Source organism: Citrobacter sp. Cpo045 (genome assembly GCF_030332875.1).
GTDB classification, from domain to species: Bacteria; Pseudomonadota; Gammaproteobacteria; order Enterobacterales; family Enterobacteriaceae; genus Citrobacter; species Citrobacter portucalensis.
Window position 1 is genome coordinate 1 of sequence record NZ_JAOWGZ010000077.1, and the last position, 14,407, is coordinate 14,407.

At 49.8% G+C, this 14,407-nt stretch carries 10 protein-coding genes and 3 pseudogenes; 6 read left to right on the forward strand and 7 right to left on the reverse strand.

Features of this window, described 5'->3' with window-relative positions:
- The 3 genes and pseudogenes from OGY13_RS05470 to OGY13_RS05480 all read left to right on the forward strand — a co-directional run.
- The coding region (locus tag OGY13_RS05470; protein WP_032083315.1) for an IS1 family transposase at positions 1 to 84 on the forward strand (84 nt) is incomplete at its 5' end.
- A 15-nt stretch (positions 85 to 99) separates the two neighbouring features.
- Positions 100 to 339: pseudogene (locus OGY13_RS05475) on the forward strand (tyrosine-type recombinase/integrase); the annotation flags it as partial.
- A gap of 154 nt (positions 340 to 493) precedes the next feature.
- A complete protein-coding gene (locus tag OGY13_RS05480; RefSeq protein WP_032430834.1) occupies positions 494 to 1,702 on the forward strand; it encodes a type II restriction endonuclease in 1,209 nt (402 codons plus the stop codon).
- A gap of 33 nt (positions 1,703 to 1,735) precedes the next feature.
- Here the strand turns inward: OGY13_RS05480 and OGY13_RS05485 are convergent, their stop codons facing one another.
- Both OGY13_RS05485 and OGY13_RS05490 read right to left on the reverse strand, forming a co-directional pair.
- Positions 1,736 to 3,169: a DNA cytosine methyltransferase gene (locus tag OGY13_RS05485; protein ID WP_022652237.1), complete on the reverse strand. Its 1,434-nt coding sequence runs from the start codon at positions 3,167 to 3,169 to the stop codon at positions 1,736 to 1,738.
- Positions 3,170 to 3,472: 303 nt separating this feature from the next.
- Positions 3,473 to 5,611: an AAA family ATPase gene (locus tag OGY13_RS05490; protein ID WP_022652236.1), complete on the reverse strand. Its 2,139-nt coding sequence runs from the start codon at positions 5,609 to 5,611 to the stop codon at positions 3,473 to 3,475.
- Positions 5,612 to 5,852: 241 nt separating this feature from the next.
- On the opposite strand from OGY13_RS05490, the pseudogene umuC reads away from it, so the two are divergent.
- Positions 5,853 to 6,907: pseudogene (gene umuC / locus OGY13_RS05495) on the forward strand (translesion error-prone DNA polymerase V subunit UmuC); the annotation flags it as partial.
- Positions 6,908 to 7,639: 732 nt separating this feature from the next.
- On the opposite strand, the gene OGY13_RS05500 reads toward umuC, so the two are convergent.
- Together OGY13_RS05500 and sopA are read right to left on the reverse strand one after the other, a co-directional pair.
- On the reverse strand, positions 7,640 to 8,605 hold the full coding sequence (locus OGY13_RS05500) for a ParB/RepB/Spo0J family plasmid partition protein (protein WP_022652318.1): 966 nt from the start codon (positions 8,603 to 8,605) through the stop codon (positions 7,640 to 7,642).
- The gene (gene sopA, locus OGY13_RS05505) at positions 8,605 to 9,771 is read right to left on the reverse strand and encodes a plasmid-partitioning protein SopA (RefSeq protein WP_022652317.1); all 1,167 of its coding nucleotides are present in this window, start codon (positions 9,769 to 9,771) and stop codon (positions 8,605 to 8,607) included. Before sopA ends, OGY13_RS05500 begins: the two co-directional genes overlap by 1 nt.
- 370 nt (positions 9,772 to 10,141) lie before the next feature.
- Between sopA and OGY13_RS05510 the strand changes: the two are divergent.
- Together OGY13_RS05510 and OGY13_RS05515 are read left to right on the forward strand one after the other, a co-directional pair.
- A pseudogene (locus OGY13_RS05510) lies at positions 10,142 to 10,384 on the forward strand (transposase); the annotation flags it as partial.
- Positions 10,385 to 10,614: 230 nt separating this feature from the next.
- Entirely contained in the window at positions 10,615 to 11,955 is a 1,341-nt protein-coding gene (locus OGY13_RS05515) for an IS110 family RNA-guided transposase (protein WP_008786676.1), read from the forward strand.
- A 56-nt stretch (positions 11,956 to 12,011) separates the two neighbouring features.
- Here OGY13_RS05515 and tnpC read toward each other — a convergent pair whose 3' ends face one another.
- The 3 genes from tnpC to tnpA are packed head-to-tail and all read right to left on the reverse strand — an operon-like array spanning position 12,012 to position 14,324.
- Complete coding sequence (gene tnpC, locus OGY13_RS05520) at positions 12,012 to 13,547, reverse strand: IS66 family transposase (protein WP_001000409.1); 1,536 nt, start codon at positions 13,545 to 13,547, stop codon at positions 12,012 to 12,014.
- A 49-nt stretch (positions 13,548 to 13,596) separates the two neighbouring features.
- Positions 13,597 to 13,944: an IS66 family insertion sequence element accessory protein TnpB gene (gene tnpB, locus OGY13_RS05525; protein WP_000609174.1), complete on the reverse strand. Its 348-nt coding sequence runs from the start codon at positions 13,942 to 13,944 to the stop codon at positions 13,597 to 13,599.
- Positions 13,941 to 14,324 carry an IS66-like element accessory protein TnpA gene (gene tnpA / locus OGY13_RS25035; RefSeq protein WP_001201739.1) on the reverse strand — a complete coding sequence of 128 codons (384 nt, stop codon included), beginning with the start codon at positions 14,322 to 14,324 and terminating at the stop codon, positions 13,941 to 13,943. The genes tnpB and tnpA overlap by 4 nt, the downstream gene beginning before the upstream one ends.
- Positions 14,325 to 14,407: the final 83 nt, after the last annotated feature.

A 14,407-nucleotide genomic window follows, 5' to 3' on the forward strand; every position in this document is an offset into this window, starting at 1 on the left:
CGGAAGTCACTGTCGTTCTCAAAATCGGTGGAGCTGCATGACAAGGTCATCGGGCATTATCTGAACATAAAACACTATCAGTAAGTTGGAGTCATTACCGGTGAGTCCTTCTGCATGAATCCATTCTGGAGCAGTTGCCCGCACAGAATGGCCTGCATTGGTTGCGATTTTAATCTGCTGAAAGACAGTGCGCGCGGACTGATGCTGGAGAGTAAAACATCTATCAGGCGTTATCTCGAAGAGGTCCCGCTCACGCCTGATGAGAAAGCCATTGTAGAGCAGGATATTAAAAAAGTAGAACAGGCTCTTGCAAAATTAACCGGTAAATCCGGAGGATAAAATGAACCAATATGAGCAAAAAACGAAGATTGCGCACATCAGAGCATATTAACCAATAGGTTGCAGATCAAATCGCCTGTAACAGCCTTTCTGGCTGTTTGTATATAATTATGAAAAAATGGTGAGTAGAGTTTCAGGGTAACAGGGGATGCTTATGTCGGTTTTCCACAACTGGCTACTTGAGATCGCATGTGAGAATTACTTCGTCTACATCAAACGCCTTTCCGCCAACGATACCGGCGCAACAGGTGGTCACCAGGTAGGGCTTTATATCCCTTCAGGTATCGTTGAAAAACTGTTTCCGTCTATCAACCATACCCGTGAACTGAACCCTTCGGTTTTTCTCACCGCACATGTGTCATCGCATGATTGCCCAGACAGCGAAGCCCGGGCAATTTATTATAACAGCCGTCATTTTGGTAAAACCCGGAATGAAAAAAGGATTACCCGCTGGGGTAGAGGCAGCCCACTTCAGGATCCTGAAAATACAGGGGCTCTGACGCTCCTGGCTTTCAAGCTTGATGAGCAAGGGGGGGACTGTAAGGAAGTAAATATTTGGGTATGCGCCAGCACTGATGAAGAGGACGTCATTGAGACCGCTATTGGTGAAGTTATACCCGGAGCGCTTATATCCGGCCCCGCAGGACAGATTCTTGGCGGACTATCTCTACAGCAAGCGCCAGTAAATCATAAATATATTCTACCTGAAGACTGGCACCTGCGCTTTCCGTCGGGAAGTGAAATTATTCAGTATGCAGCCAGCCATTATGTGAAAAATTCCCTTGATCCGGATGAGCAACTTCTTGACCGCCGGCGCGTGGAGTACGACATATTTCTGTTGGTTGAGGAACTGCATGTTCTGGATATCATCCGAAAAGGATTTGGCTCTGTGGATGAATTTATTGCGCTGGCCAATTCTGTCAGCAATCGCCGTAAATCCAGAGCCGGGAAGTCGCTGGAACTGCACCTGGAGCATCTATTCATTGAGCACGGCCTGCGACACTTTGCGACGCAGGCCGTCACAGAAGGTAATAAAAAGCCCGATTTCCTTTTCCCTTCCGCAGGGGCTTACCACGATACTGAGTTTCCCGTAGAAAATCTGCGCATGCTGGCAGTCAAGACTACCTGTAAGGATCGCTGGCGTCAGATACTGAATGAGGCCGATAAAATTCATCAGGTGCATCTGTTTACACTCCAGGAGGGAGTTTCTCTGGCTCAATATCGGGAGATGCGGGAGTCGGGTGTCAGACTGGTCGTGCCATCATCTCTGCACAAAAAATACCCGGAGGCGGTGAGAGCTGAGCTAATGACGCTAGGCGCGTTTATTGCTGAGCTGACAGGGCTTTACGCAGATATTCCATAGATAATCTCCCGGCATAAATACCGGGAGGAGCGTTCAGATTCGTTCAACCTTGCACGAATCGGCATAAACCGCTTTCAGGATATAAGGTTCAAGCAGTTTGGCTACGGCTTCAAACACGGGCACCACTACGGAGTTACCGAACTGCCTGTACGACTGAGTGTCTGACACAGGAATGCGAAAAGGCCTGCCATCTACTTTTTCAAAACCCATAAGGCGCGCGCACTCTCGTGGAGTCAGCCTGCGGGGCCGATGCGCCTGATTTTCTTCGTTCGCGAAGTCTGTTTCACCTGTGACCATATCCCAGCCACGGTCTATCAGAATTTCAGACCCGTCTTTGTGATAGCGAGCAGAAAGCGTACGGGCAATGCTTTCTTTATTTTCAGGATTAACGAGGCCAAAACCGAATCCGTTACCCTTAGCTGCGTGCTTTTTGGCGTAGTTATAGAGATACTCCCAGAGTTTCGGCGTCAGTATATATTTGCTGTCAACCACGGGTTCCAGCAGTTCGCCAAATGACGGACGCTGTTCCGGATAAAAACGACTAATATCGCGCAGGGTAAAACCCTGGTGAATATTCAGATCACGACGGAAACCGACCAAAACGATACGTTCTCGGTGCTGAGGTAAAAAGTGCTTTCCGTCGATAACTTTAGGATCGTTTTTGCCCATCTCAGCTGCATCCGCAACTTCATAGCCCAGTTCGTCGAGGGTATCCATGATGACTTTAAAGGTTTTACCCTTGTCATGGCTCTTCAGGTTTTTAACGTTTTCAAGAACAAAGATGGCAGGTTTTTTTGCGCGGATAATACGCGCCACATCGAAGAAGAGCGTTCCCTGAGCCTCACATTCGAAACCATGCGCGCGCCCGAGCGAGTTTTTCTTGCTTACACCCGCAAGGCTGAACGGTTGACAGGGGAAACCTGCCAGAAGTACATCATGATCCGGCACATGCTCATTAATGTAAGCATAGGCATCGTTTTCAGGTACTTCAGGTTTATCACTGAGCGTGACTTCCCGAATATCGAGATTGAAAGTGTGTTCCTGAGCATCGTTAAACCAGTTAGCTTTATATGTGCGCACAGCCTCTTTATTCCATTCACTGGTAAAAACGCACTGGCCACCGATGGTTTCGAAGCCCTTCCGTATACCTCCAATGCCAGCAAACAGGTCAATAAACCGGAAGGCATAGTCAGGGTGATGAGCAGGCGCTTCCGGAAGCATTTTTCGTAGAAGTTCCTCTTCGGCTAACGTCAGCGACTTAGGTGAGCACTTACCATTAATCCAGCGATTAAGAGTCTCGCGACTCCACTCATTTTTACCAACTTTTCTAAGCAGTTCAGCCACGTACTTCTGGTCATAGATTTCCAGCACCTGCCCGAGCAGCTTTTTATCATTTTCCTGTCGCAGTTGTTCTTCCGCCTCTGCTTTCTCAAGCAGATCCTGCGCCAGTAATTCAAATTCAGACATATTGCCTCCATTGGGTCTTATGGGTGAAACTGTATCACTCATTTGACCCAGAGGAAATGTTTTTATCTGGATATTTAAACAGGGTTATTGTTAACGAAAATCAGCTTTTTGTCATTACAGGGCCAGAAAGATACTATCTGGCGGCATAAAAAGCGCCATGTCTCGCATGTCCCAACTTTAGAGGCTTCTGTTTCTCGCCAAAAAGGCGTGCTTATCAGCAGGCTCAATTGAATTGGAGATCCAAGTAGGTGAGTATTACTACTCACCTTCACTGCTAAGAAGAGTTACATCTAGACCATACGCTCAGGCCGTTTCCAGTTCAGCATCATCGTTCGACGCCCCGATATTAAGGAGCAGCCTGTCACATTCAACAATAACGTATTCCGGGATAAGATCGAATCGTGTGGGGTCTAGTTGGCAGATAAACTCGTTTTCAATATGATAGGTTTCATTCACAAACTTGCGAATGACACGGTTATCGGCCTCAGGTTCCAGTAGTCGGAACACCTGAAGTTTTTCATAGCCATTCGTGCAGCTTCGATATAACGACAGAATTTTGTCAGGATCATTCAGCAAGCTCAGCATATGGGGGTAATCAAAACCAAAAATATTTTTAGTGATTAAACTGCATCCATTAAGGAAGCTCTCCGGGTCCATCATCGGGTACCCTGTTCCTTCAATCAGAGGTAGGCGTGTGTCGATTGGTTCCTCTCGGCGGTGAAATAAGTTAGAAAGTACCTGATAAACATCACCTCGATTGTCCATGATTTCATAATGCCTGCGAAGATAAATGAGCTTGATCAGGTCATCACAGTCGGATTCGAGAACCACTTTGCAGATTTGGGCAAACGTCAGAATATCGCTTTCGCGGATAGGTAATTCAGTTATCGTGCCAGTGCTATAACGTAAATAGGATGCAGTAACCTGGTTACTAAACAACTTCTTCACCGACTTCAGAGTATCGATGATTGGCTCAACGTCATGTGTAAGCATCAGTACCGTCTGGTTTTTCAAACACTCAGATGAGTCACGGCGGAACAACATTTCCAGGATGGCAAATTTTTTGTTTTTATCAAACGAAGAGATAGGATCATCGAGAATAATCAGGTTGGGCTTACGAGCCAGGCATTCGTACATAAAAAGAACGATCGAAAAGGCATTACGCTCGCCGTAGCTCAAATGTTGGCTACCTCCACTGAGATAGTCGGTATAGTCGACATGGCGAAGCTTAAGACGGCACTGTTCTCCATCGCCAGATATATCTACCTGATAGCGGTAACCCGCATATGCCAGAAAAGTGTTGATATCCTTCTTGTGTTTCTGAATGAGCCGCTGCATGCCAGCGCGCTGCTTGTTGATTTGCCCCTGCAGCAAACCAGCCTGGGAAATGAGGCTATCTAACGAGGCGTTCAGTCTCCCAATTGTTGCAAGAGTTTTATCAGATTGCAGCTCGGAAAAATACTTCACATCCAAACGAAAAGAGGCTAAAGAGGCACGAATATTTCCGGCGTCGTTAAAAGTAAAACTGTTCAGGGTTTTTAATGTTAAGAGCATGGCCAGAAGATTTTCTGTCTGCTGCTTTACGGTAACAAGGTAGTCTTCATGCTTCTTCTCCAATCCTCCCTGTAACGTCGTTATTTCCCTCAGACGGGAGCGTGCGGCTTCGGAAAAATACTCGCCTAATTTATCAAGTACTGTGATGATACCAACCAGATTTTTGATCACTGCTTTGTCATATTCAGCGCTTACTTTGCTAATTTGTTCTGCTTTTTCGTGAGAATCACCTGTGCAGAAAGGACAGCATCCCTCAGAGAGTGAGCAGAAATTTTCATACCCTTTGGTCTGCCACTCGATCCACTCTACATTACGATGACTCTGAATAAATGGCTGATAAGGCTCTAGCCCGGAGGGAATATGCTGAAGCTTGTTACCCCCTGCCAACCCCTTCATCCCCGTAGAGGCTTTAGATAAGCCCTTGCTTGTCAGCTTGAACGCACCACTAAGCTCCTGAAGATGTGTAATAAATAGCTCAAGCTCATCATTACCACTGAATTCCTGCCGGATTGCCATTACCATCGAGTCGATCTCTCGCTCCGTTTGGTTGTAGGCTTCTGTTTTGATAAAGATGTCAAAGCTGTTACTAATCAGTTCATCAGGCTGAAATGTGAACTGAGACACGTACTTTTCATCAAAGCACATTACATCCTGAATTTGCTCTGTACCCGTTACACTGGGCTGAAAATCGTCGGGATTCACTGCTCGAAACTTAAAAGGTAGCAGACTGTTAAGACCAGCGGCATCACGAGAAACACTGTGCAAAATGGCACGTGATATGGTGCTTTTACCCGTGCCATTTGGAGCGAACTTAATGTTAAGTTTATTTTCAGAGAGTGTAATGCAAGCGTTATCTATGTTATTGCAGTATTTGATTTCAACATCCATTGAAAAATCCTTCTAACATGCTGAGCTGGAGAAGACTGCATCTTTTTATTAAACCCATAACGGTGGTCTTTTCATTTTACCATCGCATCAGGGAAGCCAAACAGATAGCTGACTACCTGCCTTGGAGGATTAATATACGAAATTATTAGTTGTGAATCTTGATATGTGGTAACAATTTCGGACGTATGCTTTTAGTTCATAGTAATCTTTTAAAGCATGCATTATTTATATTGATTTTCTATTCCACATAAATGCCTCGATGTCGGCGCGCGTGATGAACTGCCTGGAGGAGCTGGCCCCCAGGGTGGAACAGTATTCGATCGACGAGATGTTCCTTGACTTGACCGGTGTGGAGCACTGCATGGACCTGGAGGATTTCGGCCGGCAGCTGCGCCAGCACGTGTATGACTGTACCCGTCTGACCATCGACGTGGGTGCCGGACCGACGAAAACCCTCGCTAAATCAGCCCAGTGGGCCTCTAAAGAGTGGAAACAGTTTCGTGGTGTGCTCGCCCTGACCCGGGGGAATCCACAGCGAACGCGGAAACTGCTTTCACTGCAGCCGGTCGAAGAGATCTGGGGCGTGGGAAACCGTATTGCACGCAAGCTCAATGTCCTTGGCATCAGGACCGCGCTCGATCTGGCCCAGGCGAACCCGGCCTTCATCCGGAAAATTTCTCCGTCGTTCTCGAGCGAACAGTATGCGAACTGAACGGGGAAAGCTGCATGTCGCTTGAGGAAGCCCCGCCAGTGAAACAGCAGATTGTCTGCAGCCGCAGTTTTGGAGAGAAAATCACGGAGTACGATTCGCTGCGGCAGGCTGTCTGTCAGTACGCAGAGCGGGCCTCAGAAAAGCTGCGTAAAGAGCGCCAGTATTGTCGGCATATTTCCGTATTCATCAAAACGTCTCCGTTCGCCGTTAAAGAGCCTTACTACGGCAACGTGGCCACTGAGAAACTGCTTACCCCCACTCAGGACACCCGGGACATCATTGCGGCCGCCACAACGGCTCTGGAGCGCATCTGGAAGGACGGGCACCGGTATGCCAAAGCCGGTGTGATGCTGAATGACTTCACCGGCTCCGGCGTTTCGCAGCTGCAGCTGTTTGACGAACGTTCGCCACGTCCTCACCGCGCTGAGCTAATGAAGGTTCTCGATGATATTAATCATTCCGGTCTGGGACAGGTCTGGTTTACCAGCCGAGGGATTGCGCCTTCCTGGCAGATGAAACGCGATATGCTCTCCCCTGCTTACACCACCCGTTGGAAAGATATCCCCATTGCTAGGTTCAGTTAAATTCCCCTTTCAGAGAGAATCAGTAGTGCTCGCCGCAGCCGAACGACAGGGCGAAGCCCGCGAGTGAGCGAGGAAGCACCAGGGAACAAAACGAACATAATCTTCTTACGCACCGAATACAGGAATCACTGTAACAATCTTAAAATCGGTATTGTGATAAAAACAGCTGAACAGAGTGGAACCATAGTTCCAGTGAATCCGGCGTGTGGAATCGATATTCCCGGTTGGGGTTGACGGGTGAGTTCTGCCACGCAAGTAGAAGGTGGGACCGTGGTCCCAGTTATTCTGGTGTGTGGAATCCGTATTCCGGGCGGGATTAACGGGTGAGTTCTGACACGTAAGTAGGAGGTGGGACCGTGGTCCCATTAATCTGGTGTGTGGAATCCGTATTCCGGGCGGGATTAGCGGGTGAGTTTTGCCACGCAAGTAGGAGGTGGGACCGTGGTCCCAGTTAATCTGGTGTGTGGAATCAGTATTCCGGGATGGGTTACCGTCTGAGTTCTGATATGCAGGCTGAGGGGTGAACCGTGGAACTAGTTAAGAAAAAGTAGCAGAAACTAGATCTTAGATTATGGTAACAATCAGGTTGAGATAAGAAAACAGACCTTTTTAACACCACTGGTGTTATAGTGCAGAGAATAGCTGCTTCGGATGTATATATTCCGAAGCAGCATGTAACGCATTAAGGATATTTGAAATTAATGATAACGCTCGCTTGTAACATTAAACAGGCTAAACTTTTTGTAAGTCACGCAGTATGCTTTCTATCTTCTCGATACATTCGGCAGGTAAACGAGATTTATCGAGATTAAAAATCACCTTATCGCCTTTGTATAGGGCTGTCGCACCAGGTACAAATTGATGACGGGTATTAAGGTTAACTTTTTTACCTGATGGCTCTTTCAGAACATCTGTCAGTAAACCAATAACTTCCTCGGATTCAAAGATAACTCCCGCTTTCTTTTGCTCATGAAGCTGTTGTGTCCGTTGCAACAATAAAGCTTCTTTTCCCGAAAATGCTTTATACAGCGCCTCCCCAGAGCGGGCGGAAAGTTCACCAGGGTGAGTAAACAGGGCAACCACTGATTTTGGCAAATGGGCCGTGTTGATGCAACGCGTGATGATTTTACGGGAAATATTCTCAGCTTCAGCCAGAGCAGAGATATTGCCGTTAAAATCATTTTCCAACCGCTTTGCATAGCGGTTGCCCCGTTCATAAGCACTGACAGGGCGGTAATCATTACCCAGCCGTGATAAAGCCATCATCTGTTCGTCATCGAGATCCCCGACGAGAACACGATAATCCGATGATGTCAGAATGGCGGCTTTACGACGGCGACTACCATCTGCAATCTCAATGACACCTTCTACCCGTCGTCCGAACGCAGGCGTCTGCTGACCACTCAGGATGAAAGAGGGGATTAGATCATCAAGCGCGTCTTCGGTCAGTAGTTCCTGGTCTCGTTCATTACCTGACCAGACTCTCGATGCCGTTTCAACACTCTCGCCCGGGATGGCTTCCAGAATAAATTTCACTTCCCGGCCGCAAACTGGAAGCAGTATGGCATTTCCACGAGCCATGGCTCCTACACGTGCGATTAATGAATCAACCATCGGTGCAGCGGGTGCCGCTGACGGCTCAGTTTCGGGGCGAATATCTTTTATGGTATGTTTTGGAATAACTGGAGCACGTTTCATTATCTGATCTCCCAGCGAGGTTTAATCAGGCGATCAAAAATTTCATTACAAACAGGCTCCCAGATAGCCAGCGCATTTCGCCAGGCTCCTGTAGACGAGCGTTGATCGATAGCCTGCTCAAACACTGTTCTCATACGGATCTGACCTTTACCGACCTCGTCGGTCTCGCGTACAACGTTTTTCAGTACCATGCTTCCCCAGGCATCGCGGATCTGTTCTTCCATCCAGGGTGACTGCGAGCCATTGTTATTGCTGTACTTGGTCAGAAGAATTCTGACGTCAGGCTCAAAACCCTGCAGATCCACGTTTTTTAACAGATCGCGCAGCATGTCAAAAAACTGAAGGGCAGAGGTGTAATCGAATAACTCAGCTGGCGTTGGCACAATGAGTACATCCGCAGCACAAACAACATTGATGGTACCAATACCGAGGTTCGGTGCACTGTCGATAACAATGACATCATAATCATGAGCCACCGTTTCGATGGCCAGGCGAAGCATCATGTGGGGTTCTGTCGGGAGTTTTCCGTCGTCAAACCTTCCCATGAGCTCTGTTTCAATGCGGTGCAGAGCCAAGCATGACGGAATGATGTCGAGACCCGGCCAGCAGGTGGATTTGACGGCATAGGCTGCATCATCGCGCTCACCGAGATAAAAAGGCAACAGTGTGTCTTCGGCATGGATATGCAAATCAGGAACCCAACCGTGGTACATGGAGGCTGTGCCCTGAGGATCATTCCCTTCGACAAGTAGTACCCTCAGCCCTTTCAGCGCCAGATCCTGTGCCAGGTGGACAGATACCGATGTCTTATAAACCCCCCCTTTATGTGCTGCCACCGCAATAACGGGCGGAACGCTGTCATCAGGACGGCGCAAACGGGTGCCAAATACATCCCGCATATGATTGATTTGTTCAATGGTGTAGCCCACCCGCTGCTCCACCCGTCCACGCATTTCCATATCAGGATGTGGAAGGCGTCCTGCTTTTTCGGCATCACGGATTGCCTGAGAAGAAACACCAATCAGATCGGCGGCCTCACCCACACGCCAGCGACGGGTAATTTTCCTAGCTTCCGGACTATCATCGTTAAACTGTGCAATCGCGATAGCTTTCGTCATTTCATGACCAGCATTAATGCACTGGTCAAGCGTTTCCATCAGTCCCATTCTCTGTTCCTTGTTATCATCTTTGCATTAATCTATTAAATCTTGATAAAAATCGCAAAGCAACATTAAAATTGCAAACCACCTTAAAAATTGCAAAGCCGATCAAAATGTAGCCGTTTTCAGTTCAGCATCCAACTGAAAGTCTGCTGCATGCTTCAGTCAATATCATCCGCTCGCCGCAGAAAGCGTGCGCACGCAGGCGCATGCGTCGAGGAAGAGGAATTACTGCGTACTAACAAGGTGTGGCAGACGCTCTGAAGCTAACGAAGATCCAGCGGATGGTTTTGAATGGTGAGGAATTGACTACTGAATCGCCATGGGTTTAACAGACACCTCAGAGTCATTTAAGATGGCTTAAAGAGAGGTGCCCATGAGCGGTAAGCGTTATCCCGAAGAGTTTAAAACTGAAGCAGTCAAACAGGTTGTTGATCGCGGTTATTCTGTTGCCAGCGTTGCAACACGTCTCGATATCACCACCCACAGCCTTTACGCCTGGATAAAGAAGTACGGTCCGGATTCTTCCACTAATAAAGAACAGTCAGATGCTCAGGCCGAGATCCGCCGTCTCCAGAAAGAGCTGAAACGGGTTACCGACGAACGGGACATATTAAAAAACTGTCCATGGGTGAAACCCCGTCCTGAGTCTCAGAAACTCCCCGGAAAAGTTGGCAGGCTAATTTAGCGAAGGAAGCAGCCGTCGGCCTTTTGGTGGTATGACCCCGTAAAAAAACATGGTTCAGGGACTGTGGCGGATCCGGCAGTGGTGACTTTGATCCCGTTCAGGAAGGTGATTTCTCCGTCGTCCCCTCCTTCGTTCATCGAAAAATGAGCAAGGAGATTTCCATGAAAAAATCCTCCCGAATGTCTGTTATCCATCCTCATGCTGCGGGCGTTGATATTGGCGCTGAATTCCACGTAGTCGCCGTTCCACCGGATGCTGACGCCGAGCCGGTCAGAACTTTTCAAAGTTTCACTGGCGACCTTCATCGGATGTCCGACTGGCTCAAAACCTGTCACATTACGACCATTGCCATGGAGTCCACTGGCGTTTACTGGTTGCCTGCTTTTGAGATCCTTGAGGCTGCGGGTTTCAATGTGATCCTTGTTAATGCCAGAGACGCAAAAAATGTTCCCGGTCGCAAGACTGATGTCAATGACGCACAGTGGCTGCAGAAGCTGCATTCATTTGGCCTTCTTCGGGCCAGTTTCAGACCTGAACACGACATTTCCGTACTCAGGTCTTATTTGAGACAACGGGAACGCCTGACTGAATACCGGGCTGCTCATATCCAACATATGCAGAAGGCGTTGATGCAGATGAATGTTCAATTGCATCATGCCGTATCGGATATTACTGGCGTTACCGGTCTTTCAATCGTCAGAGCTATTGTCAGTGGTGAGCGCGATCCTTCAGTATTGATCCAGTATCGTGATGTCAGATGTAAAAAGACGCCAGAGGTTCTTCAACAGGCACTGACAGGGAACTGGCAGCCTGAACATCTTTTTGCACTTGAACAGTCGGTGGCATTTTTCGATTTTTACCAGGAAAAAATCCGTGAGTGTGATGATCAAATCGAAACTTCATTATTGCAGCTCAGCACCGGAACTGAAGAGCCTGAAGGAGTATTGCCCTCCGCCAGACATCGTACAAAACAGCCCAATCAGCTTTCCTTTGATGTCAGGCCATTACTCTGGAAAATTACCGGAGCAGACCTGACACAGATACATGGGTTCGGACCTTATCTGGCACTAAAATTCGTTGCCGAATGCGGTACTGACATGAATCGCTGGCCGGATGCGAGCCATTTTACCTCGTGGCTGTGTTTGTCCCCGGGGAATAAGATCTCCGGTGGAAAAGTACTGTCCTCGAAAACACGGCGTTCATCCAGTCGAATTGCTGCTGCACTAAGACTGGCAGCCACAACAATTGGCCGGAGCGATACAGCGCTGGGTGCTTTTTATCGTCGATTATCATCCCGTATCGGGAAAGCAAAAGCAGTCACTGCAACGGCAAGAAAACTGGCAATACTGTTCTACAATGCCCTTAAATACGGTCAGAAATATGTCGATCCTGGCGCGGATTATTATGAAGAGCGCTACCGTAATCGCGTACTCGACGGGCTTAAACGAAGGGCAAAATCACTGGGTTACTCTCTCCAGCAAGATCCCGAGTTATGCGTGTGAACCGGGAGTTTCTCAGTAAGCGTGCAGTGAGAACCGTATTGACGAAGTGAAGCTGGTCAGGCAGGCAGAGTAACCCGCCACGGGAGCAGAGCACCCACCCGGTTCACAGGCCAGTCGGCGATGACATCAAGTACATAATGCAGATAGCGTTCCGGATCCACGCCGTTTAATTTGCACGTCCCGATAAGACTGTACAGTGACGCACCGCGCTCACCACCATGATCCGAGCCGAAGAACAGCCAGTTTTTTCTCCCCAGACTGACCCGTCGTAGGGCGTTTTCGGCAATGTTATTATCCACCTCCACCCAGCCATCTTCTGCATAGCGGATCAGCGCCGGCCACTGGTTCAGCGCATACCCGAACGCCTTCGCCAGTTCTGAGTGCCTTGAGAGGGTTTTCTGTTTCTCCCGCAGCCACCCCTCCAGTGACGCCAGCAGCGGCAGCACTTTTTGGTGCCGGACTGCCTGCCGTTCCTCTGCTCTTTTACCTCTGATCTCCGACTCGATGGCATACAGCTCGCCGATCCGTTTCAGCGCCTCCTCCGTCAGGACTGACGGGGTACGGACGTGAACATCGTGGATTTTTCGGCGGGCATGGGCCCAGCACGCGGCTTCCTTTATATGGCCGTCGCGGTAGAGCTCGTTGAACCCGGCGTAGGCATCAGCCTGCAGTACGCCACTGAAGCCTGCAAGATGGGTCTGAGGGTGGATACCTTTTCTGTCCGGGCTGTAAGCGAACCACACTGCGGGGGCCAGCGCTGATCCGGCGTTGCGGTCGTCTCGAACGTACGTCCATAAGCGCCCGGTCTTCGTCTTCTTATTGCCCGGCAACAGCACCGGGACAGGCGTATCGTCAGCATGGAGTTTGCCGTCGGTCAGGACATAGTGCTGAAGGGCTTCATCCAGCGGTGCCAGCAGACGACAACACGCATCCACCCAGCCCGACAGTACAGAACGACTCAACACTACACCCTGGCGGGCATAGATCTCCGACTGGCGATACAGCGGTGTGTGCTCTGCATACTTTGAGGTCAGCACTCGGGCCAGCAGCCCCGGTCCGGCGATCCCCCGTTCGATGGGGCGCGAAGGAGCCGGGGCCTGAACGATGCGATCGCACCGACGGCAGGCATGCTTTTCACGGACTGTCCGGATAACCCGGAAGGCGCTGCGCATCAGCTCCAGCTGTTCGGCGGCATCCTCACCCAGGTAACTCAGCGAACCACCGCACTCCGGGCAACACGGCTCAGTCGGCAGCAGCCGCTTCTCATCCCGTGGGAGTGACTCAGGGAACGGTTTGCGGGTGCGGGTCTGACGCAGCGGGCGCTGCACTGCCGGGTCATCCACCCGGCCGGTCAGCGTATCGCTTTCCTGCTGCAGCAGGTTCAGGTCAGCTTCCATTTGCGCGATACGGCGGGATACCTTTTCGGAACGACTGCCGAAGTTCATCCGGCGCAGCTTATCCAGTTGCGCCTGCAGATGGTCTATTTCGCGTTCCCGGTTGCTCAGCTTTTCCTGCAGGGCGTGGATCAACGCTTCCTGTTCGGCCAGGCGCTGTTTCAGCAGAAGGATGTCGTCAGAAGAGGTATCGTTCATAAGCCTGTATTTTACCAGGCTTATTCTGCGACAACCAGGATAAAGAGCGCTACAACATGGTCAGGGATGTCAGTAACCGCTTTGGCTGTCGCCAGTCGATACCTTCCATCAGCATCGCCAGTTGCGCCGGCGTCAGGAACACTTTGCCATCGCGGGCTGAGGGCCAGGCGAAGCGACCACGTTCCAGTCGCTTTGTCAGCAGGCACAGACCATCGCCGGTGGACCAGAGCAGTTTTACCTGACTGCCGCTGCGTCCCCGGAAGATGAAGACGTGGCCGGACATCGGGTCATCTTTCAGCGCGGTCTGCACCTTTGCGGCGAGGCCATTGAAGCCGTTGCGCATATCGGTGATACCGGCAACCAGCCAGATTTTTGTGCCTGCGGGAAGATTTATCATACCGGCCCCCGCATCAGTTCGCGCAGGACAGTGCTCATGAGTTCAGCAGAGGGATGAGTCAGTGTTATTTCTCCTCCCCGACATTTTATGTGGCAGGTAGCGGGAGGAGAGCAGGATGGTAGTTCGAAGGTTGGGAGAGAAGAGCCCGCCTGAAGCTGCACGGGTATCAGGGCAGGAAGCGACGATGAGTTTTTTCGGGGCCGACAGACCCGCCCTTCACGCTGCCAGAGCCTTATCCATTTAAAGAGCAGGTTATCATTGACGTCATGTTTCCGGGCCAGTGCGGCAATACTGCCTTCTTCTTCAAGAGCCAGCCTGACCAGTTCCATTTTGAATTCAGGGGAATAGTGTTTCCGGGGAAGTCTTTCTTTAGCGCGCATGAGGTGTCCACCTGCAAAATAAGTGGGTGCTTAAGTTACAGGATCCTGGATTCGGGACCAGACGGTACTCAGACGACGCTTAC